Here is a 22,328-nt window from a genome sequence, read left to right on the forward strand (position 1 = left end):
GCCGGTGAATTTTTTAAGGAGACCAGCTTTATGCGTCTGATTTCATTCATCAATGCCGCCTTGGTGATTGTCGCGCTGTATTTCCTTGTTTTTGAGCGTGACGCGCTGTTCGCCTTTGCAGGCAGAGGTGACGTAGAGGAAAGCGCCCCATCAGAGACCGAAGAGGCGGTGGTTTCGCTAGCCAATGAAAATGCTGTGCGCGTTGTCGCCCTGCGCTCGGTCGCGCGCGAGATTGATAGCGCCGTCCTGCTGCGTGGCCAGACAAAGGCTAACCGCCAGGTCGAAGTGCTGGCTGAGACGACCTCGACCGTGATCTCGGAACCCAAGCGCCGAGGTGCCTTTGTTGAGGCGGGCGATCTGCTGTGTGAGCTTGATCCCGGCACCCGCCCCGCCAGCCTGGCCGAAGCGAAGGCAGGCAAGCTTGAGGCCGAAAGCCGCATCCCCGAGGCCGAGGCGCGTCTGGAAGAAGCACATGCCCTTGTGGCCGAGGCCGACATCAACCTGAAAGCCGCCCGCAAACTGTCAGAGACGGGCTTTGGCTCGGAAACCCGCCGCGTCTCCTCCGAGGCCGCGATGAGCAGCGCCGAGGCAGGTATCAAATCGGCTGAAGCCGGGTTGGAAGCCACCCGCGCCGGAATCGAATCCGCCGCTGCCGAGGTTGAAGCTGCCCAACGTGAAATGGATCGGCTGACGATCGAGGCCCCGTTTCAGGGCCTGCTGGAAAGCGACACCGCCGAATTGGGCAGCCTGATGCAACCCGGGACGCTCTGCGCCACGATCATCCAGCTGGACCCGATCAAGCTTGTTGGCTTCGTGCCCGAGACCGAAGTTAACCGTGTTCAAGTCGGGGCGCTAGCCTCGGCGCAGCTGGTCACCGGTCGTCAGGTCGAAGGCCGTGTGACCTTCCTCAGCCGCTCGGCAGATGAAACCACTCGTACCTTTGAGGTCGAGATCACCGTTCCGAATGAAGACCTGACTATTCGCGATGGCCAGACAGCGACCATCCGTATCTCGGCCGAAGGGGCCAAGGCGCATCTGTTGCCGCAATCGGCCCTGACCCTCAGCAACGAAGGACAGTTGGGCGTGCGCACCGTCGGCGCGGGCGATGTGGTCGATTTCATGCCTGTTCGCGTGCTGCGCGATACGGCAGAGGGCGTCTGGATCGACGGTCTGCCGGAGACCACTGATATCATCGTGGTGGGGCAGGAGTTCGTCGTCAAAGGCGTCACCGTGAACCCGACCTATCAGGAGGTCACGCAATGACGGGTATCGTCAGCTGGGCCGCTGACCGGGCCCGCATGGTTCTGGCTTTCATTCTTATTTCGCTGGTCATCGGCGGGTTCGCCTATGTCAATCTACCGAAAGAGGGCGAGCCGGATATCGAAGTCCCTGCCCTGTTCGTATCGGTCGTCTTCCCCGGAATCTCGGCCGAGGATTCCGAGAATCTGCTGGTCAAACCGATGGAGACCGAGCTAGCAGATCTGGACGGTCTCAAAGAGATGACCGCCACCGCCGCTGAGGGCTATGCGGGCCTGTTTCTTGAGTTCGAATTCGGCTGGGACAAGACCGCGATCACCGCAGACGTCCGCGACGCGATGAACAGCGCGCAGGCCGAGTTCCCGGACGGCGCTGAGCAATATTCGCTGAGCGAGCTGAACTTCTCCGAATTCCCCATCGTCATCGTCAACCTGACCGGCGCGGTGCCTGAACGGACCATGGCGCGCATCGCCAAGGACCTGCAAGACGACATCGAAGCGCTTGATTCCGTGCTTGAAGCCGGGATCGCAGGCAACCGGGATGAGCTACTTGAGGTCATCATCGACCCTCTGCGGCTTGAGGCCTACAACGTCACCGCCAATGAGCTGATCACGGTTGTGCAGAACAACAACCAGTTGATCGCAGCTGGCGAAGTAGACAGCGCGCAAGGGGCCTTTTCGGTCAAAATCCCCTCGTCCTTCAAAACCGCGCAGGACGTGTATGGCCTGCCAATCAAAGTCAACGGCGACCGCGTGGTCACTCTGGGTGAGCTGGCCGAAATCAACTACACGTTTGAGGACCGCGAGGGCACGGCCCGGTTCGACAATGTGCCAACCGTGGCGTTGCAGGTGGTCAAGCGCAAGGGCTTCAACCTGATCGACACGGTCGAGCAGGTCAAAGCGACAATCGCCGAAGCGCAAACCAAATGGCCCGCCGAATTGCAGGCGGCGGTGGACGTAGGCACCTCGAACGACCAAAGCCGGATCGTTGGGTCCATGGTCAGCCAGTTGGAGGGCTCGGTCCTGACGGCGATTGCGCTGGTGATGATCGTGGTTCTGGCCTCTCTGGGGTCGCGGGCGGCGCTATTAGTGGGCTTTGCGATTCCGACCTCGTTCCTGCTTTGCTTTGCCTTTCTTGCGGTCATGGGGGTCAGCATTTCGAACATCGTGATGTTCGGTCTGATCCTGGCCGTCGGTATGCTGGTGGATGGCGCGATCGTTGTGGTCGAATATGCCGACAAGCGCATCAAAGAGGGCGTCGGCCCGATGCATGCCTATGTCGAGGCGGCGCAGCGCATGTTCTGGCCCATCGTCTCCTCCACGGCAACGACCCTCTGTGCCTTCCTGCCGATGCTGTTCTGGCCCGGTATTCCGGGTGAGTTCATGGGCATGCTACCGGTTACGCTGATCTTTGTTCTCTCCGCGTCGCTGATCGTGGCCCTGATCTACCTGCCAGTTATGGGCGGCGTCTCGGGCCGGTTGAGCCGAATTTTCGACCGTGCCTCTGACTGGTTGCGTGGTCGTACGCCATGGTGGCTGCGCGCCGTTCTGGTACCCCCGTCCTTCTATCTGGTCTTCCTCGGCGCGATGCAGGTCCTTAACCCCTCCTATCTGGTCGAGGGCGGCGGCTCTCTCCTCGGGGCCGTTCTGATGATCCTTGGAGCTTTCGCCGGATCGGTCACGCTAGGCGCGGCCCGGATCGAGCGCAAACCCGACACCAAGGTTCACACGGCCAAGGAACACACGCCCTTCGGCTATGTCATCAAGTTCCTCGTGGGCAATCCGGTAATGCCGATCGTCTCGATCGCAGCAGTTATCATGGCTGTGATGACGGTGATTTCGGTATTCGGCGAAAACAACCGAGGCGTCGAGTTCTTCGTCGAAAGCGAGCCGGAACAGGCCACGGCTTACGTCCGCGCGCGGGGCAACCTTTCGTTGATGGAAAAAGACGCCATGGTGCTGGCCGCCGAACAGGTGATTGCCGCGCACCCGGCCGTGATCAACGTCTTCTCGTTTGCGGGCGAAGGTGGGCTGACGCAGAACAATGGCGGCGCGCAAGACCCAGCCGACACGGTCGGACGCGTCCAGTTCGAAATCATCCCATGGGAAGACCGCCCCAACGTCTCGGAGCCCATTCTGGGTGGGCTGTTTGACCGGCATTTCATCGCCCCCGAATATGATGGCGACTATGTTCTGGAAGAACTGAACACCCAGCTGGCCGAGCTGCCCGGTTTCGAGGTTGAGATTCTGGCGCTGGAGCAAGGCCCCGCCTCGGCCAAGCCCGTGCATCTGCGGATCAAGGGCGACGGGTGGGAGCCGCTAACTGCCGCCACTGTCGCCGCCCGAGAGGTTTTCGACACGACCCCCGGCCTGATCAAGATAGAAGACACCCTGCCCCTTCCCGGCATCGACTGGCAGATCGACGTTGACGTCGCCAAGGCAGGCCGATTTGGCGCCGATGTGGCCACTGTCGGGGCCATGGTGCAGCTGGTCACACGCGGTATCCTTCTTGGCGAGATGCGCCCCGACACCACCGATGAAGAGATCGAGATCCGCGTCCGCCTACCCGAAGAGGATCGTGTCCTTTCCACGCTGGACACGCTGAAGGTGCGCACGGCGGACGGCCTTGTGCCTCTTTCCAACTTCGTCACCCGTCAGCCGGTCGCCAAACTGGCCGAAATCAACCGTGTTGATCAGGAACGCTATTATGACGTCAAAGCCGATGTCGAAGCTGGCCTGAGCAAAGCAGTGGTCGCCGGACCCGACGGTGGTGAAAAGCGCTTGGCCGTTCTACGTGCGGTTGCGGATGGGGCTGAGCCGTCCTCAGCCGCGATCACTGCGCCCAATGGCAAGCAGTACGATCTGGTGCAACTGACCGGGGCTGAGACAACTGAAGAGCTGCGCACCTCCGTTGAGAATGGCGAGGCCAGCATCGCGCCGATCAATCCCAATGAACGTATCGCCGTCCTGACCGAATGGCTGAGTTCCAACCCGTTCGACCCTTCGATCACATGGGAGTGGACCGGTGATCAGGAAGAACAGGCCGAAAGCCAGGCCTTCCTGTCCAGCGCGTTTCTGGCGGCTTTGGGGCTGATGTTCGTGATCCTGCTGGCGCAGTTCAACAGCTTCTACAACTCGGTTCTGGTTTTGCTGGCGGTTGTTCTGTCCACAACCGGCGTTCTGATCGGGATGCTGGTGATGGAGCAACCCTTCTCGATCATCATGACCGGTACGGGGATCGTTGCTTTGGCAGGGATTGTTGTGAACAACAACATCGTTCTGATCGACACCTATCAGGAATACAGCCGCTACATGCCGCGGATCGACGCGATTGTGCGCACAGCTGAGGCCCGGATTCGCCCCGTTCTGCTGACAACGCTGACCACAATGGCCGGTCTGACGCCGATGATGTTTGGCCTGTCGCTTGACTTCATCAACGGCGGCTACACGATCGACAGCCCCACGGCACTGTGGTGGAAACAACTGGCCACCGCTGTGGTCTTTGGCCTCGGCATCGCCACCGTGCTGACCCTGATTGTGACGCCATCGATGCTGGCCCTGCGGGTCTGGGTCACAACCTACGCCATCTGGCTGGGCAAAATTCTGGCGCGGGTCACAGCAGGCCGGTCCAGCCAGATCGCGCAGGACATGGCTATCGGCCAAAGCGCACGGGCCGCTCAAGCGACCGAGATCGTCTGGGACGAGCAGCCTGCGCCTCGGACCGAGCAGGCTACAGGGACGGAAGAGGATCACCCGACCATCCCGCCCGGGTCACCGCTAAAAGCAGCCGAGTAACCAACAAAAAATGGCGAGCCGATGGCCCGCCATTTTTGTTTCTTCAAACGTCTTTCTGTTCCGAGAACGCGTATTCGCCCAAGTCACACAGGTCGAGGTCGAAATCCTCAACCGCGCTGCCGTCATCGAACACGCCGCGAATGTCGTAGACGCAGGTCACAAGCCCATCCGCGATCAACACATCGATCTCATAGTCTGGTGCAAGGTATCCCCCCTGCAAAAGGTTCCCCTCCCAACTGCCGGATGACGCTGGGGAGACATTGAATTCGACCAGATCCGCGCTGGTTTCATTGACCAGCAGAAACTCCAGATCTTCGGCGGACGCGGCAGAAGCCGCGAGTGTCAAACCGAGTGTCAAGATTGCGACGATTTTCTTCATTCTTTGCTCTTTCCTGTTCGATGGCAAAACCAAACCTGGCGCGATACTGCGCTAGTTGGGGTTTCAACCAGTGGACGAGTCGCGTCAAACAGAAAATCTCAGGCAGCCTGTGTGTCGGCCTGCTGGCGGCTCCACAATTGGGCGTAGCGACCTTCGCGCGCCAATAGCGCATCATGGGTGCCCTGCTCGATGATCTCACCGCTTTCCAGAACCACTATCTGGTCGGCCTCGGCAATCGTGCTCAGACGGTGCGCGATGGTGATCACGGTCCGCCCTTCACCCGCACGGGCAAGAGCATCCTTGATCTCCTGCTCAGTATCGGTGTCGAGGGCCGAGGTCGCCTCATCCAGCAGCAGAATGGGCGGGTTCTTGAGCAGCGTCCGCGCGATGCCCACACGCTGCTTTTCTCCGCCTGACAGCTTGAGCCCACGCTCACCCACCTTGGTGTCATATCCTTCGGGTAGAGAGGCGATGAAATCATGGATTTGTGCTGCGCGCGCGGCCTCTTCCACATCGGCTTGCGTTGCGCCGTCGCGGCCATAGGCAATGTTGTAGCGGATGGTGTCGTTGAACAGCACCGTATCCTGCGGCACGACGCCGATGGCGGCGTGCAGACTGGTCTGACGCACATCCCGCACGTCCTGACCATCAATCTTCAACGCCCCGCCGGTCACGTCGTAGAACCGAAACAACAACCGCCCGATGGTGGATTTCCCGGACCCCGTCGCGCCCACAATGGCTACGGTCTGCCCCGCAGGCACCGACAGCGACACTCCTTTGAGGATCTCGCGCTCCGGGTCATAGCCAAAGCGCACATCCTGGAGGGTCACCTCGCCACCATTGACCTTCAGGTCCGGGGCGTCGGGCTTGTCTTTCACCTCTGCAGGTTGTTCCAGCAGGTCGAACATCTGGCCCATATCGACCAGCGCCTGCCGGATCTCGCGATACACGGTGCCCAGAAAGTTCAAAGGTACGGTGATCTGGATCATGTAGGCATTCACCATGACGAAATCGCCAACCGTGAGCGTGCCGTTCTGAACCCCGATTGCCGCCAGAACCATCACTCCGATCAGGCCACAGGTGATCAGGAAGGACTGCCCGAAATTCAGGAAGGCCAGCGAATAGGCGGTCTTCAAAGCCGCCCCGGCATAGGCCTTCATCGACACGTCATACCGGTTCGCTTCACGCTGTTCGGCGTTGAAATACTTGACGGTTTCAAAATTCAGCAGGCTGTCGATGGCGCGTTGGTTCGCCTCGGTATCCTGATCATTCATCTCGCGGCGCAGCTTCACGCGCCATTCAGTGACGGCAAAGGTGAACCAGATGTAGAGCGCGATGGTGACGGCCACGACGACCAGATACCAGACATCGAACAGCCACATCAGGATGATGGCGACCAGCAGCAGCTCCAAGATCAGTGGCCCGATGGAGAACAGCAGGAACCGCAATAGGAACTCGACACCCTTGACCCCGCGCTCGATGATCCGGCTGAGGCCGCCGGTCCGGCGTCCAACGTGATAGCGCATGGACAGTTGGTGGATATGCTGAAAAGTCTCCAACGCGAGCGCTCGCAAGGCCCGTTGGCCAACGGGGGCAAAGGCTGCATCGCGCAATTGCTGAAAGCCCACGGTCATCATCCGGGCGACACCATAGGCCACCGTCAGCCCCACCGCGCCAAGGGCCAAGGGAGGCACGCCCTCGCCCGCCAAACCATCCACCGCGCCTTTGTAAAGGATCGGCGTATAGACGGCGATCAGCTTGGCCAACACCAGCATCGCCATGGCAATCACAACGCGGCGCTTTACCCATGGCTCATCATCAGGCCACATATAGGGCGCGACCTTGCGGATCGTCCGCCAGCCAGAGCGGCGCTCGTCAATTCCGGCCAATTCGTCCGATGTCATGGGGGGCATACGTCGCATTACCTGCCTAGTGTGAAGTGCAATATGGGCCCCGGCCCGAGAAAGGCCAGAGCCTGAGCTTATTCAGGAATGGTGAACACCTGCCCCGGGAAAATCAGGTCCGGGTCGCGGATCAGTTCGCGGTTAGCGTCGAACAGGCGGACATACAACACGCCGTCTCCGAAACGCTCACGCGAGATGGCCCACAGGGTGTCGCCCGCCTGAACCGTGACCGACCGTATCGGTGCAGGGGTTTCCTGCGGTTGTTCCGAGGTCTGCGCCTCTGCCGCCTGCAACACCTCGACGGGCTCACGTTTGAAAGGGGTTTCAACCCGGCTGAGGACTGTGCCGTCGGAATGCACCTCGTCCACTCGCAGGGTGTAAACGCCGGGGTCGATCCCCTCGAGGTCACCTCGCCAGTTTCCATTCTGTTGCGGGGTCACATCCGCCACCAGACGGTTGTTGAGGTATATCCGTACAGCCGACCCTTCTTTAAGACGGCCCGTCAGTTGCACATCGCCGGTGTCTGAATAGCCGATTGTGTCCAGCTCAACCTGCTGGGGCGCGGAGTTCTCTTCGGACGGGGATTGCACCAACTCTACCCCATCCTCGCCTGAACGCAGGATGGCAACCTGTTGGCTTTCAGCAGGGGTTTCGGTTGCTTCTTCCGAGGTCGATTCAGCCTCAACAACGGCCTCTTCTGTATCCGCACCAGTGTTCTGGGTTTCGGAACCGGCATCTGCAATTTCTGTACTGGTGTTCTCGGCTTCCGCACCCGCGTCTGCAGTTTCCGTACCGGCGTCCGCGGCTTCGGTACCCGCGTCTGCGGTTTCCGTCGACTGCTCAGGCTCAACATTTGCCACAGTCGTATCTTCCGCCTCAGGCTCGGGATCTTCAGCAACTTCCGGTTCCGAGGACGTTTCCTCAACCGTTGGCGCTGGCTCCTCGGGGGCGGGTTCTGGCAGGGCTGCTATCAGATAGTCGTCAGATCGAACGGTTTCATCCCCATCGGTAGACTGCAAAACAAGGCCACGTGGATCATCGCTGTATGGGACCGCAACGAATTCGGCGAACTCGCCCGTCTCATCGACCGAAAACTGATGCACGATCTCGCCGTTCAGCACCACATCAACGTCACTGCCCGGCTCTGCCTCACCCGACAGCAACGCGCTACCGTCCGGCGACACGAAAATCTGGTCCAACGCCGGAGGTGTCGAAGGGGTAGCCTCAACTGCAACTTCTTCGGGCTGGGCTTCGGGTTCTTCTGCGGCAGGTTCCTCAGCCTCGGCGGTAGCCTCCTCTGACTCGGGTGCGGGCTCCTGCGAGGCCTCTTCTTCGGGTGCAACCTCCGGCGCTGGAGTTTCCTCTGCAACCTCAACCTTTTCCTGTACGGGTTCGGGGCTGCTTGAAAACACACCCGACAAATACAGACCACCGGCCGCAAGAATTGCCACAAGGCCGACAAGCAGCCCCCAGATGAAGCTGCCCGAGCTTCCGCTTCCCGATGTGCCGTTCATTCTTTCCCTTTCATTCCGCCGCGAAACTGATGTGAGTGACTCGCGTTCCGGCGGACAGTTGAGCCAACCTATCAATCTCGCTATCAGGGGTCAAAACGTCTGAAACAAGCCCGGAGCGCACCTGTCATGTCCCAGAAATCCGTCTGTGTGTATTGCGGGTCACGCAATGGCAACAATCCCGCCTATTCTGACGCCGCCAAGCAGTTGGGAGCAGCGCTGGCGCAGGAAGGCTGGCGGCTCGTTTACGGGGCCGGAGATGTGGGTCTGATGGGGGAAGTTGCGCGCGCCACGCAATCTGCCGGTGGCGAAACCTTCGGCGTTATCCCGGTGCATCTGGTCCAGCGCGAAGTCGGCAAAAGCGACCTGACGCATTACGTGATCACTGAGACGATGCACGAGCGCAAGAAAGTCATGATCATGAATGCGGATGCCGTCGTGGTGCTGCCCGGAGGGCCGGGATCACTGGACGAGCTGTTTGAGGCGCTGACATGGCGGCAGTTGGGCCTGCATGATAAGCCGATTGTGGTGGTGAATGTGGGGGGCTACTGGGATAAGCTCCGCGACCTGCTGAAACAGGTGATCGAACAGGGCTTTGCCGATCAGTCTCTGTCAAGTTTCGTGACGTGGGTCGAGGACGCGGACGCGGCCATCACCGCTTTGCGGTAGGCCGTTTTGTGGGCGGACGAAGCCGCCCGTTTTCATTCACGCTAAACGTGGCGCAGGGCGAAGGCGCTGTTTCAGCACCTGTTCGACCTTGTGAAGCGGGTGGTTGGTCAGGGTTTTGTCCACCTCGGCCACAACTTTGGCCAGCACCTCACTATGAAGCCTGCGCCGCAGCAGCCCCAGAACATGTGGGCTGGCCACCAGAACAAGCCTTCGGAATTTGCCTTTTAAACCCTTGCGGTTCAGAAGATTGGCAAGGTCCTGCACGAACAGCGATTTCGCATGGGATTTCCAGTCCGGCTCCTCAACCGCCGATTTCTGGTTCGGCCCCGGATCAGACCGCCGACCGGCCCTGTCAGTGGGGCGGTCGTGAGATTCTTGCTCCTCAACCGAAACAACAACCAGATTGGGGTCTTCGGCATCGGTGATGTTCTCGACGAACAGTGCCTTTTCCCCATCCGCGATAACAACCCAGGTTCCCTGTTCAAGTGCAGCCATTATGCTCTCCCGTAGTGGTTTCCATGGCTATCCCTCATGTATTGGGCACAAGTTCTTTGCTTCGCGGCCAGAGCGTTCTGGCGCGGTGTTTGCTTGTGCTTCCAATGAGTGCGGTTCTCTCCCTCCGCGCTATTTACTTAAGCACTGGCGGACCCGGTACAATCCCGTCTCATACCGAAACTTGACGTATCGGCAAGTTTTCACCTGCGCTTCATGTTCGAGCAGATCGCGGACCTAGTGGATGCCTGCGGTCAGACCCCGCATCAGCCATCGCTGCAGCCCGATCACGACAATAGCTGGTGGCAGCAGCGCCAAAAGCGCCAGAACCATACCCGCGGTGCCACCAAAGCCCGAATAGGCCATGCCGCGCACCAAGGTGTCATGGTCCTGACTCGTGGTGGTGATCATGATCGGCCAGACATACTGGTTCCACCCCAGAACAAACAGGATCGCGAATACCGCCGCGATCATCGGCAAAGACAGAGGGATTACAATATCGACCAGAACACGCAGCGGTCCGGCGCCGTCCATCTGGGCGGCCTCCATCACCTCATTAGGGATCTGGCGCATGTATTGGCGAAAGACCAGCACGCCGAGCCCGCTGGCCGTGATCGGCAGGATCATCCCGGCGTAGGAATTGAGCAGCCCAAGATCACTGGCAACGGCGAAGGTCGGCAGGATCCGGGTCTCGATCGGAAAGAACATCGCGATCAGGATCACGCCGTAGATCAACCCGCTGCAAGGCAGTCGAAAGAAAACCAGCGCATAAGCGGCCATCATCGACATCACGCTTTTCAAGATGGCAACGCCAAGGGCCAGTACCAGCGAATTCCACATCATCGCCCCTGCCCCAATGCCAGCGCTGCTGAGGCCACCACGCCAGACCCGCTGAACCAAGACCCAAAGCTCGGGCAGATCAAGGGCCGTGAGCAACTGCCAAAGCAGCAGGCAGACCGGCCCGCACATCAAGGCAACGCCCGCCAGAAGAATCGCGTGATCGAGGAGATGGTTTCCACGCAAGCTTGAGGTCCAATCGTCAAAATGGCGGTTTGCCAGTTGGTTTCAGCAGGACTGTCACGGTTGAGGTGGTCCCGCAAGGTTTGCTGCGCGGATTAACCAACCGCGCCACATAAAAACTATGCCAATGAAAAAGGCCTGCCAGCGTCTCCGCCAGCAGGCCTTTGTGCCCAAACGGGACTCTCAGATCACATCCGCGATGCGACGTTTTCCCAGTTCACCAGGTTGTCGAGGAAGTTCGACAGGTAAGCCGGACGCTTGTTGCGGAAGTCGATGTAGTAGGAATGCTCCCACACGTCGCAACCCAGCAGAGCGGTCTGACCAAAGCACAGCGGGTTCACGCCGTTTTCGGTTTTGATCACGGCCAGCGAGCCGTCTGCGTTCTTGACCAGCCATGCCCAGCCCGAGCCGAACTGACCAGCGCCAGCCGCGCTGAACTGCGACTTGAACTCGTCGACCGAGCCGAAGCTTTCGGTCAGCGCTTTTTCAAGCTCGCCAGGCATCGCGCTTTCGCCGGGGCCCATCATCTCCCAGAACTGGTTGTGGTTCCACAGCTGGCTGATGTTGTTGAAGATACCGTTCTGAGCGACGGCGTTTGCGTCATAGGTACCTACGATGATCTCTTCCATCGACTTGCCGTCCCACTCGGTGCCGGCGATCAGCTTGTTGCCGTTGTCGACATAGGCTTTGTGGTGCAGGTCGTGGTGATATTCCAGCGTTTCGGCGGACATGCCCTTGGCTGCCAGCGCGTCATGTGCATAAGGAAGATCAGGAAGTTCAAAAGCCATGTCGGCCCCCTGTAAAATAAAAGTTGCGGTTCCCAACGGTTAAATGCTTTGGCAACCGCCGCAGGTCAAGGGGCGAGACAATAAAACCCGGAGGTCCGCGATGCTGACACAGGCGCGCAAGATGTTTTACCGCGCCCGCGGATACTATGCTGGGAACCTGAATGGTCAGGCGTTCCGGCTGGATCCCTACCATTCGAAATTCTGGCGTAAAGCCTCGGCCGGAGATTGGGAGCCTGAGACCTTCGCCGTTCTCGATCAGTTCCTGTCCCCGGAAAACGACTATCTGGATATTGGCGCGTGGATCGGGCCGACGGTTCTCTATGGTGCGCGCAAAGCCCACCATGTGTATTGTTTTGAACCCGACCCGACCGCCTTTCGTCATCTTGCCTGGAACCTGGACCTGAACGATATCCGCAATGTCTCGGCCTTTGGGGTCGCTCTGTCGGATCAGTTCGGAGTGGCCCGCATGGCCTCAACCCGAGGAGAGCCGGGCGATTCCACCAGTTCCCTCTTGCATGACGCGGCGCATGGAACTGATGCTTTGACAATCGCATGGGATCAGTTCCAGACCACCCAGGATTTAAGCCGGGTCTCGCTGGTGAAAATGGATATCGAAGGGGCGGAGTTCTTTGTCCTGCCCACGCTTGTGGACTGGCTGAAACAGAAACGTCCCGCCCTGTTTCTGTCCTTGCATGCGCCGCTTTTGGAAGAGGCAGACAGGCGTTCCCGTATGGAAGGCCTGCTGGACAGCCTACGCTTCTATAGCCATCTGTGCGACGAAAATAGGCAGCCGGTGACGGTGCAGGCGCTATTGGAACCCACGTCGCTCAATCGCTATCAAACGATCCTTTTGCATGATTGAAACGATCGCCGTTAGAACCTCGGATCACTCTTAGCTGGTATTTCCAAAGTCAGAACGCAAAAGGTTCCGGCCAAAACCGGAGCCTTTTTTGACATTAGTCGTCGGGTCGTTAGTAAACCCCGACCTCACCGCCCGGCTGCGCCGCAACCTTGAGCAGTTTGAACACATAGTCAGCTGCCGAACGGAAGCAGACAATGCGCAGGGTCTCGGCGTCGTCCATCCAGAAGGCACCAGCCACCTGAGCCAGACGTGACCGGCGGATTTGACCGGGCTGGAAAGCAGCAGGCGACAGATCGACCGGAGCAACCTTGCCCAGAACTTCACGCGCGTTGCTGCCCGAGACTGTGAACACCGCACGGGCGTCCGAGACGTTGACGGCCAACGCATGCGTACCGCCAAGCGCGTTGGTCATCGCGGCCAGTTTGGCCTCGACCTCGGCATAGGGCACAAGCACCAGCAGCTCATCGGTGGACATCCAGCATACGCCGGTATCGCCATCGACCAGAGCCTCACGCTGACCGGGCATTTTCTGCCCGGTTGCATCCTTGACCGCCTTGGCAAGCACCTTATCGGACAGATCACCGCGCAGGGTGATCATGCCCTGCAGGCCGACCTCGGCCACTTTGGCGATGCCGTCATAGCTGGCGTGGTTCAGTGCGCTGATGGGCTCAGACATTCTGCTTCTCCCCGTCCTTGTCGTAGAAGATCGGATCGACGATCTTGGCTTTGTAGGTTTTGCCATCGGTTCCCGGGAACTCGACAATCTCGCCCATGCGGTCAGGACCGTGCTTGATCAGACCCATCGCGATGCCTTTGTCCAGATTGGACGAGTAATAGGTCGAGGTCACACGCCCGATCATGTTGCGCTGACCGTTGGCATTGACGCCCTCGCCGACCGCATAGGCACCGTCCGGCAGAACCGATCCATCCACAGTCTCCAGACCGACCAGTTTCCAACGCTCTGAATCGGCCATATGGGTCCGCGAATGGGCGCGTTTGCCGAGGTAATCCTCTTTCTTCTTGGACAGCGCCCAATGCAGCCCCAGATCCTGCGGGATCACGGTGCCGTCTGTCTCGTCCCCGATCATGATAAAGCCCTTCTCGGCCCGCAGGATGTGCAGGCATTCGGTGCCATACGGCATAACGCCGAACTCTTTGCCCGCGTCGATCAGAGCATCCCAGAACGCCTGACCCTGAGAAGCGGGAACCGCGATTTCATAGGACAGTTCACCCGAGAACGAGATGCGGTAGGCCCGCGCGTCGAACGCGCCGATCTTGCCGTCACGCCATTCCATGAAGGGCAGCGCTTCTTTCGATACGTCCATGCCGCCACCGGCTTGGGCGTTCAGCTTCTCCAGCACCTTGCGGGCGTTGGGGCCAACCACCGCGACCTGAGCGTATTGCTCGGTCACGTTGGCGACATAGACTTTCCAGTCCCACCACTCGGTCTGCAGCCATTCTTCCATGTGACCATGGATACGCTCGGCACCGCCGGTGGTGGTGTGGCACAGCCATGTATCTTCGTCGATGCGGGCAACAACACCGTCGTCGATCAGGAAGCCGTTCTCCGAGCACATCAGGCCATAGCGGCATTTGCCAACCTTCAGCGTGGACATCATGTTGGTGTACATCATGTCCAGGAACTTGCCAGCATCGGGGCCTTTGACGATCAGTTTGCCTAGTGTCGAGGCGTCCAGCAGGCCGAGGTTTTCGCGGGTGTTCTTCACCTCACGATTCACCGCGTCATGCACTGATTCACCGGGACGGACATAGGCATAGGTCCGACGCCAATGGCCGACCGGCTCCCAGTCTGCACCGTTCTGGTCGTGCCAGTTGTGCATCGGGGTCTGGCGGATCGGTTGGAACACCTCGCCACGTGCTTCACCACCGATCGACGCCAGCGAGATAGGCGTATAGGGCGGACGGAACGTCGTGGTACCGACCTTCGGAATCTCGGAAGCTAGTGCATCCGCAAGGATCGCCAAGCCGTTGATGTTGCTCAACTTACCCTGATCGGTCGCCATACCCAGCGTGGTGTAACGCTTGGTGTGTTCAACGCTTTCATAACCTTCGCGCGCAGCCAGCTGAACATCCGAGACCTTAACGTCGTTCTGGAAGTCCAACCACGACTTCATGCGCAGCTGGATGTCCGCATTCGCAGGCATCAACCAGACAGCAGCCATCGGAGCCTCAGCCGTAGTTTCACCCATAGGAGCCTTGGTGCGTTTTGCCTTGTAACCGGTCGCCTTCGCCGCTGCTTTGCCTGCGACATCCGCGTCGGTCAGAACGTCACCGAGAGCCAGCGGACCGTTGGACGAACCCGCGGCGATCACGAAGCCCTCACCGTCTGCACCCAGCGGAGGACGCTCGGGGTCGGGGCGGAAATGGGCGTTCGCCTCATCCCAGATCAGCTTGCCGCCGCAATGCGACCACATGTGAACAACCGGAGACCAGCCGCCCGACATGGCGACTGCATCGCATTCGACCTCTTCCCGCGCACCACCGATGCCTTCCTGGTTGCACAGCGCAACTTTTTTGACGCGCTTGCCGCCCTTGACCTTGGCGATGGCCTTGCCGGGATCGACACGGATGCCCAGCTGACGCGCCTCTTCCGCCAGAGGTCCGGCGCTTGCGCGGGCATCGACCACGCGCAGAACATCCACACCGGCTTTCTTGAGGGCAATCGCGGTGCGATAGGCGTCGTCATTGTTCGTCGCAACGATCACGCGGTCGCCGGGGGTCACGCCCCAATTCACGACGTAGTCGCGCATGGCCGAGGCCAGCATGACACCCGGAACATCGTTGCCCGCGAAAGACAGCGGACGCTCAATCGCGCCGGTTGCTGTGACAACCTGTTTGGCACGGATGCGCCATAGGCGGTGACGAGGGCCTTGCACGCCCGGAGTGTGGTCCGTCAGGCGCTCGTAACCCAGTACGTAACCGTGGTCATAGACCCCTGCCCCCATGCAGCGATTGCGCAGGATGACGTTGTCCATTGTTTCGAGTTCAGAAACTAATTGTTCCACGAACTTATCCACAGGCTCACCGTCAATCGTGCCGCCATCAACCGGAGCACGACCGCCCCAATGCGCAGTCTGCTCGATCAGCATGACCTTGGCACCGGATTGAGCAGCCGTTTTGGCCGCCTGCAGACCGGCAACACCGCCACCGATCACCAGTACATCGGTGAAGTGATAGAAATGCTCATAAGTGTCTGCGTCACGGTTGTCCTTGTCGGGCGCTTTGCCCAGACCGGCGGACTGACGGATGAACGGCTCGTAGACGTGTTTCCAGAACGGCTTCGGATGGATGAACATCTTGTAATAGAAGCCCGCCGGGAGGAAACGCGACAGATGGGTGTTGATCGAACCAATGTCGAACTCGAGGTTCGGCCAGTGGTTCTGCGAAACGGATGTCAGACCGTTGAACAGCTCGGTCGTGGTGGCGCGCTGGTTCGGTTCGAACCGGTTGCCTTCGCCCAGACCGACCAGAGCGTTCGGCTCTTCCGCACCACTGGCGACGACGCCGCGTGGACGGTGGTATTTGAACGACCGGCCCATCATCATCTGGTCATTGGCCAGCAGGGCAGATGCAAGGGTATCGCCTTCGTAGCCCTGCATCGAGGTGCCGTTGAAGGTAAAGGTAACCTGTTTCGACCGGTCAATCAGCCGGCCTTGATTTGCGAGACGGGTGCTCATGTTGCGGACCTTTCGCAGGCGGAATTAAGGTTGGCTGGGCGGATCATTTAAACTCTCTCCACGTCCAGCCGGGACGCTTGGCTGTGATCGCGTCCTTGATCTCTTGCGGTGGCTCGGTGGTCTGAGCCGGATATGTGCCGAACACCTCAAGAGTGTTAGTGCAGCGCGCCGCGTGGAACCACTTGCCACAGCCATTTGCGTGGCGCCAACGTTCGAAATGAACGCCTTTTGGGTTCTCACGCATGAACAGGTAGTCGTGGAATTCATCATCCGACGAGCCGGGGCCAAAGCGCTTCAGATGCGCTTCGCCGCCAGCGGCCAGTTCAGTTTCTTCGGCATCGACGCCGCAATAGGGGCAATTCAGGATCAGCATATGGTCATCCTTTTCTCGGTTGGTCGGCACTCGGGCCGACCAGAATTCTGTGTTGTGGCCACCTCGGGCAGCGCCCTTAGTGAGCCACCCCGGCGGCGACGCTTTCGTCGATGAAGCGGCCCTCTTTGAAGCGGTCCATCGAGAAGGCCTCGGTCAGTGGTGAATGACCTGTCGCCATAAGCTGTGCCATACCCCAGCCCGAGCCCGGAATGGCCTTGAAGCCACCGGTTCCCCAACCTGCATTGATGAAACAGCCCTGAAGCGGTGTCTTCGACAGGATCGGAGACCGGTCGCCGGTCATATCCACAATCCCGCCCCACTGGCGCAGCATTTTCAGGCGCGAGATCATCGGGAAGGTCTCGACCAATGCGCGGACGGTTTCCTCGATGTGATGGAAGCTGCCGCGCTGGGTGAAGTTGTTGAACCCGTCGGTACCGCCGCCAATCACCATCTCGCCTTTGTCCGACTGCGACATGTAACCGTGAACAGTGTTGGCCATCACGACCACGTCCATGCAGGGCTTGATCGGCTCGGACACCAGGGCCTGCAGCGCAACGGCTTCCAGCGGCAAGCGGAAGCCCGCCATTTCGGCCAGCTGACCGGAATGGCCCGCAACCACGATCCCCAGCTTGTCGCAGTCGATCGCACCTTTGGTGGTATCAACGCCGACCACGCGACCATTGTCCGAGCGAACGCCGGTGACTTCGCATTTCTGAATGATGTCCATGCCCATGGCCGAACAGGCGCGCGCATAGCCCCATGCCACCGCATCGTGGCGCGCGGTGCCGCCGCGTTCCTGCCAAAGGCCACCCAGAACCGGATAGCGCGGACCATGCAGATTGATGATCGGCACCAGCTCTTTCACGCGTTCGGGCCCGATCCATTCGGTTTGAACACCCTGCAGCGCGTTGGCATGCGCGGTGCGCTGATAGCCGCGAATTTCGTGCTGGGTCTGCGCCAGCATGATCACGCCCCGCGGGCTGAACATGATGTTATAGTTCAGGTCCTGACTCAGGTTCTCATAGAGGCCCCGCGCCTTTTCATAGAGCGCCGCCGAAGGATCCTGCAGGTAGTTCGACCGGATGATGGTCGTGTTCCGGCCCGTGTTCCCGCCGCCCAGCCATCCTTTTTCGATGATGGCGACGTTCTGGATGCCGTAGTTTTTACCAAGGTAGTAGGCGGTCGCCAGACCATGCCCCCCGGCACCGACGATGATCACGTCGTATTTTTTCTTCGGCTCAGGCGAGCGCCATGCGCGCTCCCATCCGGTGTGATAGCGCAACGCTTCGCGCGCGACAGCAAAGGCTGAATAGTGTTTCATAAGCGAATCCATCCGGTTCGGTGATTGGCGCAGGTATGCCGCGTCGACCGGGTATATCCACGCCGGTCAACGCCGCAATATAGCACTATTGCGACATGTGGCACATTCGCGGCCATTTGTCCCTTTTTTTAGGCGGCCCGCAGGTCTAAGTCAGGGCAGAATTTCAGGAGAGAGCATGACGTTCTGGGTCATTTCATGTCTGATCGCGCTGCTGGTCGCAGGGTTCCTCGGCTACACGCTTTTGCGCGGCCGCCGCGCGGACGAGCCAACCGCGGCCTACGATCTGCGCGTCTACCGCGAACAACTGGCCGGTGTGGACCGTGATCTGGCCCGTGGTGTCATTGGCGAAGCCGATGCCGAAAGGGTCCGCACCGAGATTTCACGCCGCATTTTGGCCGCGGACGCCCAGATGCAGGGCGATCGGGTGGGTTCGGGCCCGTCGCGCAGGGTTTCCGTCCTCGCCATCGCGATCGTGTTGCTGGTCGTGATCGGCGGCGCGCTGGCGATGTACAGTCGAACCGGTGCCGTCGGCCTGCCCGACCAACCCCTGACCGCGCGACTGGCACTGGCCGAGGAGGTCCGGTCGAACCGCCCGGCGCAGGAAGCAGCCGAAGCCCTCGCCACCTCGCCACAGCCGCGACAACTGGAAGAAAGCTATGCAACGCTACTCCAGCAATTGCGCGACACAGTGGCGGCCCGGCCGAACGACCTGCAAGGGCATATCCTGCTGACACAGCACGAAGCCAATGCTGGGAACTTCAAGGCTGCTTATGCCGCGCAGCAACGCGTTATTGAACTTTCGGGTCAGGCGGCAACAGCCGATGATTACTCGGATCTGGCGGAAAAGATGATCCTTGCAGCAGGCGGCTACATCTCGCCCGAGGCCGAGCAAGTTCTGGCCGCCGCGCTTGAACGTGATCCCCGACACGGCCCGGCGCGCTACTACTGGGGGCAGATGCTGGCCCAGACCGGACGTCCCGACCTCGCCTATCGTGTCTGGGTCGACACCGCGCGGGATGCGCCAGCGGGCGCACCCTGGGGTGATGCCATTCGCGCCCAATTGGATGAGCTTGCCTTTCGCGCGGGGGTTTTCAACGGCCCAGACCCCAGCTCATTGGGGCAGCCCGGCCCAAGTCAGGACGATGTCGCCGCCGCAGCCGAGATGACCCCGGAAGAACGGCAAGAGATGATCCAAGGCATGGTTGACCGTCTGTCTGATCGCCTGGCGACTGAGGGCGGTCCTCCTCAGGACTGGGCGCGCCTGATCGCGGCGCTTGGCGTTTTGGGTCAGGCCCAGCGTGCAATAGATATTCGCGACGAAGCCGAGATCCTCTTTGCCGACAACCCCGAGGCGCTTGAGATGATCGACGCAGCCGCCCTGCAAGCCGGTATTGCCCAATGATCCATGACGATTTTGAGGGTTTCGCCGCTTCCCTGTCGCCGATGACGGCGCTTATGGGGCTGGATCTGGGTGAAAAGACCATCGGCGTGGCGGTCTCGGACCGGATGCGCGGGGTGGCCAGCCCTCTGGAGACCGTGCGCCGCAAGAAATTCACCGTCGATTCCGCGCGCTTGCTTGAGTTGATCAAGGATCGCGAGATAGGCGGCGTCATCCTCGGGCTACCAAAAAACATGGACGGTTCCGAAGGCCCCCGTTGCCAATCTACCCGTGCCTTTGCCCGCAACTTAACCCGTCTGACCGACTGCCCCATCGGCTTTTGGGACGAGCGTCTGAGCACAGTTGCGGCAGAAAAGGCACTTTTAGAGGCGGATACGACACGAAAACGTCGCGGACAGGTTATTGATCACGTTGCAGCAGGGTATATCTTGCAGGGAGCGCTGGACAGGCTGCGCTTTTTGTAACGGGTCGGAGACCACGAATGACGAACATGGTTTGGCAGCGCGATGAGGTCGAAAGCCCCTGTGTACGAATCTGTGTTGTCCACCCGACAGAACAGATTTGCACCGGCTGTTACCGCACCCTTGATGAGATCGCGCGTTGGTCCCGCATGGACAGCAGCGAACGCGCCGAAATCATGGAGGCTCTGCCCGCCCGCAAACCACGCCTTGCCAAACGGCGCGGCGGGCGTTCGGCCCGCCTGAAAAGCTGACCGCTCAGTCCACCGGGCTGGTTTCATCCTTTGATTTGTCACACCTGCCCTGTTGTCGGGTCGCGAGTTCAGCCTTGAACAGGTCTGAGTATTCGGACCGGCTGGTTCTTGGATGTTTTGCAGGCCGTTCCATCTTGGTATCGACAGTCACGGGTTGCGCGTGATCTTGCAGCTTGGAAAAGCGTCGTAGAAAGCTTTTGAAAGACATTAAGAACCAATCAATTAAGTGTGCCTGCTGCGGGCCGGACGCACGCCTCGAAAAATGCGAGGCGAAAGCCGGTTCCGTGAGTGAGTGGCGACCCGCAGCGGCACGGTCTGGCTAAAGAGTTTTCAGCCGGAACGACGAAGAAAACGCCTTCCGTTGTATATTCATTGACTCAGCAATCAATAAACTTATCGCAAAGTGACCCTACGTCATTTTTCGTGACAGGTCGGGTTTTGAAGCCCACAAGTTGCGAAACGGGCAGATGTGGGCGTGGTCCGCTGGGGTAATTCGGGGGAACCGTTTCCCTCACGAGACATCAGCGTGTTTCAATCCATTCCGCGACGCCGTTGGCGCATTCGGGGCGGAAATAGGCAATCATCCGTCCATCAGGCCCGGCGGTCGCCCCATCTGGCCATGGCGCGACTCCGTGAAGGCAATGGCGGTGCAGCAGATAGGCTTCGCCAGGTTTGGCAGGCAATTCGATCCTTGGGCAGGTCTCGAACACCTCGCGGCGGGTCGCTTGATAGATATCGGTGATGTCGACCTTGCTCAGATCGGTCTGGGACTGATCCGCAAAAGCCGCTCTAAAGGCCTCGCCCATTGGGATATGACTACCTTCCCACAACACCATCGGCGAGGCATCGGGGCTGGCTTCCGACAGGGGAATGCCCAAAATCCACGCATGCGGTTCATCCACGCGACGGCGGCGATCCGGACCCATAGGTCGCAACCCATCCACATGGGCCGCGTCGCGATTGTGCCTGTAGCGCCCGGCGGCCTCGCTTTCACCCTTCCGAGGGCGAGGATAGCCCGGATAGATGATCGACACCTGCCCGGGATGCAGCGGCAGTGCGCCCAGATGCGCGGAGATGAAATCCAAAGCCAACCCGGACAGCGGATTTGACGCCCCTACTTTGCCCAGTTCATCATTGGGCAAGGCGTCGACACCAACAAACCATGTGCCCTCGCAATCCAGCCATTCGGCATGTTCAGGGGCCGTGACCGACTGCAGAGCGGCGGGCAGAACCTGCTCAACCCATTCCGCCAGAGCCGGGTCGAACGGAAATTTGACCCAACCCTTCGCCCAGAAATCCTCTACCATCCCAACGCCTTCCGCAGCATGTTCAACGCGACCAGTGTTAGGAACAGTGCAAAGACCCTCTTGAGCGGCTTCGGGTCCATCGCATGAGCGAGTTTAACGCCCCACGGGGCGGTGATCATCGTCATCGCGACTACTATCCCGAAGGCCACCAGGTTCACGGCCCCGATCGTCAGCGGAGGCCTGTGTTCAGGGGCAATCTCCAGAAAGAGAAAACCCAATACAGATGGCACGGCAATGATCACTCCGAACCCTGCAGCAGTTGCCACGGCCCGGTGGATGGGCGTGTTGTAGAGGCTCATGAGGGGGACGCCGAAACTGCCACCACCGATTCCCATAAGTACCGACAGGAAGCCTACGGATGGGGAAAGAACCGCGCGCTTGATCCCCTTGGGCATCGCATCCCCCAAGCGCCATTCCGAACGGCCAAAACCCAGATACGCACCAATCACCATGCCCAAAACGCCGAACAGCGCCTGCAGGGCCTCTGTCCGCAGGGCCGAGGCGACCAGCACGCCAATAATCGCCCCCACGACAATACCCGCCCCCCATCCACGCAGGATCTGCCAATCCACGGCGCCCTTCTTGTTGTGGGCCAGCACCGACCGGATCGAGGTTACGATGATCGTCGCCAGCGAGGTCGCCAGACACAGCTGCATCAACTGCGGCCCACCATATCCAAGCGTTTGGAACGCATAGAAAAACGCGGGCACAAGCACGATGCCTCCGCCAACGCCAAGCAGCCCCGCCAGAACGCCCGCAAGTGCGCCAATTACAAGCAAAAGGCCCAGCATCTGGGCCAGCAACATCGTCTCGGGCATCTTTCCCCCAAACCGGTCATAGAC

19 protein-coding genes are annotated in these 22,328 nt (G+C 59.9%); 7 read left to right on the plus strand and 12 right to left on the minus strand.

From position 1 onward, the window contains the following. Positions 1 to 30 precede the first annotated feature (30 nt). Positions 31 to 1,263: an efflux RND transporter periplasmic adaptor subunit gene (locus ACR0J4_RS08640; RefSeq protein ID WP_170552955.1), complete on the plus strand. Its 1,233-nt coding sequence runs from the start codon at positions 31 to 33 to the stop codon at positions 1,261 to 1,263. Continuing rightward, positions 1,260 to 5,051 carry an efflux RND transporter permease subunit gene (locus tag ACR0J4_RS08645; protein ID WP_170640852.1) on the plus strand — a complete coding sequence of 1,264 codons (3,792 nt, stop codon included), beginning with the start codon at positions 1,260 to 1,262 and terminating at the stop codon, positions 5,049 to 5,051. Before ACR0J4_RS08640 ends, ACR0J4_RS08645 begins: the two co-directional genes overlap by 4 nt. Before the next feature lie 43 nt (positions 5,052 to 5,094). Here ACR0J4_RS08645 and ACR0J4_RS08650 read toward each other — a convergent pair whose 3' ends face one another. From ACR0J4_RS08650 to ACR0J4_RS08660, 3 genes are all read right to left on the minus strand, one after another. Then, the gene (locus tag ACR0J4_RS08650) at positions 5,095 to 5,430 is read right to left on the minus strand and encodes a hypothetical protein (RefSeq protein ID WP_170640854.1); all 336 of its coding nucleotides are present in this window, start codon (positions 5,428 to 5,430) and stop codon (positions 5,095 to 5,097) included. A gap of 98 nt (positions 5,431 to 5,528) precedes the next feature. Beyond that, positions 5,529 to 7,334: an ABCB family ABC transporter ATP-binding protein/permease gene (locus ACR0J4_RS08655; protein ID WP_170640856.1), complete on the minus strand. Its 1,806-nt coding sequence runs from the start codon at positions 7,332 to 7,334 to the stop codon at positions 5,529 to 5,531. 77 nt (positions 7,335 to 7,411) lie between these two features. After that, a complete protein-coding gene (locus ACR0J4_RS08660) occupies positions 7,412 to 8,848 on the minus strand; it encodes a LysM peptidoglycan-binding domain-containing protein (RefSeq protein ID WP_170640858.1) in 1,437 nt (478 codons plus the stop codon). A 126-nt stretch (positions 8,849 to 8,974) separates the two neighbouring features. Here ACR0J4_RS08660 and ACR0J4_RS08665 point away from each other — a divergent pair, with 126 nt between their 5' ends. Then, positions 8,975 to 9,514: a TIGR00730 family Rossman fold protein gene (locus tag ACR0J4_RS08665; protein ID WP_170552942.1), complete on the plus strand. Its 540-nt coding sequence runs from the start codon at positions 8,975 to 8,977 to the stop codon at positions 9,512 to 9,514. Positions 9,515 to 9,550: 36 nt separating this feature from the next. Here ACR0J4_RS08665 and ACR0J4_RS08670 read toward each other — a convergent pair whose 3' ends face one another. The 3 genes from ACR0J4_RS08670 to ACR0J4_RS08680 all read right to left on the minus strand — a co-directional run bounded on the left by ACR0J4_RS08670 (position 9,551) and on the right by ACR0J4_RS08680 (position 11,814). Next, positions 9,551 to 10,009: a host attachment family protein gene (locus ACR0J4_RS08670; protein WP_170640860.1), complete on the minus strand. Its 459-nt coding sequence runs from the start codon at positions 10,007 to 10,009 to the stop codon at positions 9,551 to 9,553. Between the two features lie 234 nt (positions 10,010 to 10,243). Next, complete coding sequence (locus ACR0J4_RS08675; protein ID WP_480563971.1) at positions 10,244 to 11,029, minus strand: ABC transporter permease subunit; 786 nt, start codon at positions 11,027 to 11,029, stop codon at positions 10,244 to 10,246. 185 nt (positions 11,030 to 11,214) lie between these two features. Next, positions 11,215 to 11,814, minus strand: coding sequence for a superoxide dismutase (locus tag ACR0J4_RS08680; protein WP_170640862.1), 600 nt, complete (start codon positions 11,812 to 11,814; stop codon positions 11,215 to 11,217). Positions 11,815 to 11,914: 100 nt separating this feature from the next. Between ACR0J4_RS08680 and ACR0J4_RS08685 the strand changes: the two genes are divergently transcribed. Beyond that, a complete protein-coding gene (locus ACR0J4_RS08685; protein ID WP_170640864.1) occupies positions 11,915 to 12,676 on the plus strand; it encodes an FkbM family methyltransferase in 762 nt (253 codons plus the stop codon). A 109-nt stretch (positions 12,677 to 12,785) separates the two neighbouring features. Here the strand turns inward: ACR0J4_RS08685 and ACR0J4_RS08690 are convergent, their stop codons facing one another. The 4 genes from ACR0J4_RS08690 to ACR0J4_RS08705 form a co-directional block, all read right to left on the minus strand. Then, on the minus strand, positions 12,786 to 13,352 hold the full coding sequence (locus ACR0J4_RS08690) for a sarcosine oxidase subunit gamma family protein (RefSeq protein WP_170640866.1): 567 nt from the start codon (positions 13,350 to 13,352) through the stop codon (positions 12,786 to 12,788). After that, positions 13,345 to 16,374, minus strand: a complete 3,030-nt coding sequence (locus ACR0J4_RS08695) for a sarcosine oxidase subunit alpha family protein (protein ID WP_170640868.1) — start codon at positions 16,372 to 16,374, stop codon at positions 13,345 to 13,347. The genes ACR0J4_RS08690 and ACR0J4_RS08695 overlap by 8 nt, the downstream gene beginning before the upstream one ends. Before the next feature lie 43 nt (positions 16,375 to 16,417). Then, positions 16,418 to 16,747 carry a sarcosine oxidase subunit delta gene (locus ACR0J4_RS08700; protein WP_170374095.1) on the minus strand — a complete coding sequence of 110 codons (330 nt, stop codon included), beginning with the start codon at positions 16,745 to 16,747 and terminating at the stop codon, positions 16,418 to 16,420. Positions 16,748 to 16,823: 76 nt separating this feature from the next. Then, positions 16,824 to 18,068: a sarcosine oxidase subunit beta family protein gene (locus tag ACR0J4_RS08705; RefSeq protein WP_170640870.1), complete on the minus strand. Its 1,245-nt coding sequence runs from the start codon at positions 18,066 to 18,068 to the stop codon at positions 16,824 to 16,826. A gap of 175 nt (positions 18,069 to 18,243) precedes the next feature. On the opposite strand from ACR0J4_RS08705, the gene ccmI reads away from it, so the two are divergent. Genes ccmI through ACR0J4_RS08720 form a run of 3 tightly spaced genes read left to right on the plus strand, consistent with a single transcriptional unit; the run spans position 18,244 to position 20,179 of the window. Beyond that, a complete protein-coding gene (gene ccmI / locus ACR0J4_RS08710; RefSeq protein ID WP_170640872.1) occupies positions 18,244 to 19,470 on the plus strand; it encodes a c-type cytochrome biogenesis protein CcmI in 1,227 nt (408 codons plus the stop codon). Then, positions 19,467 to 19,931, plus strand: a complete 465-nt coding sequence (ruvX, locus tag ACR0J4_RS08715; RefSeq protein ID WP_170374098.1) for a Holliday junction resolvase RuvX — start codon at positions 19,467 to 19,469, stop codon at positions 19,929 to 19,931. Before ccmI ends, ruvX begins: the two co-directional genes overlap by 4 nt. 17 nt (positions 19,932 to 19,948) lie before the next feature. Further along, on the plus strand, positions 19,949 to 20,179 hold the full coding sequence (locus tag ACR0J4_RS08720) for a DUF1289 domain-containing protein (RefSeq protein ID WP_170374099.1): 231 nt from the start codon (positions 19,949 to 19,951) through the stop codon (positions 20,177 to 20,179). A gap of 521 nt (positions 20,180 to 20,700) precedes the next feature. Here the strand turns inward: ACR0J4_RS08720 and ACR0J4_RS08725 are convergent. Further along, a complete protein-coding gene (locus tag ACR0J4_RS08725) occupies positions 20,701 to 21,486 on the minus strand; it encodes a hypothetical protein (RefSeq protein WP_170640874.1) in 786 nt (261 codons plus the stop codon). After that, complete coding sequence (locus ACR0J4_RS08730; protein ID WP_170640876.1) at positions 21,480 to 22,304, minus strand: sulfite exporter TauE/SafE family protein; 825 nt, start codon at positions 22,302 to 22,304, stop codon at positions 21,480 to 21,482. Before ACR0J4_RS08730 ends, ACR0J4_RS08725 begins: the two co-directional genes overlap by 7 nt. Positions 22,305 to 22,328: the final 24 nt, after the last annotated feature.

This window comes from Ruegeria sp. B10 (genome assembly GCF_056539825.1).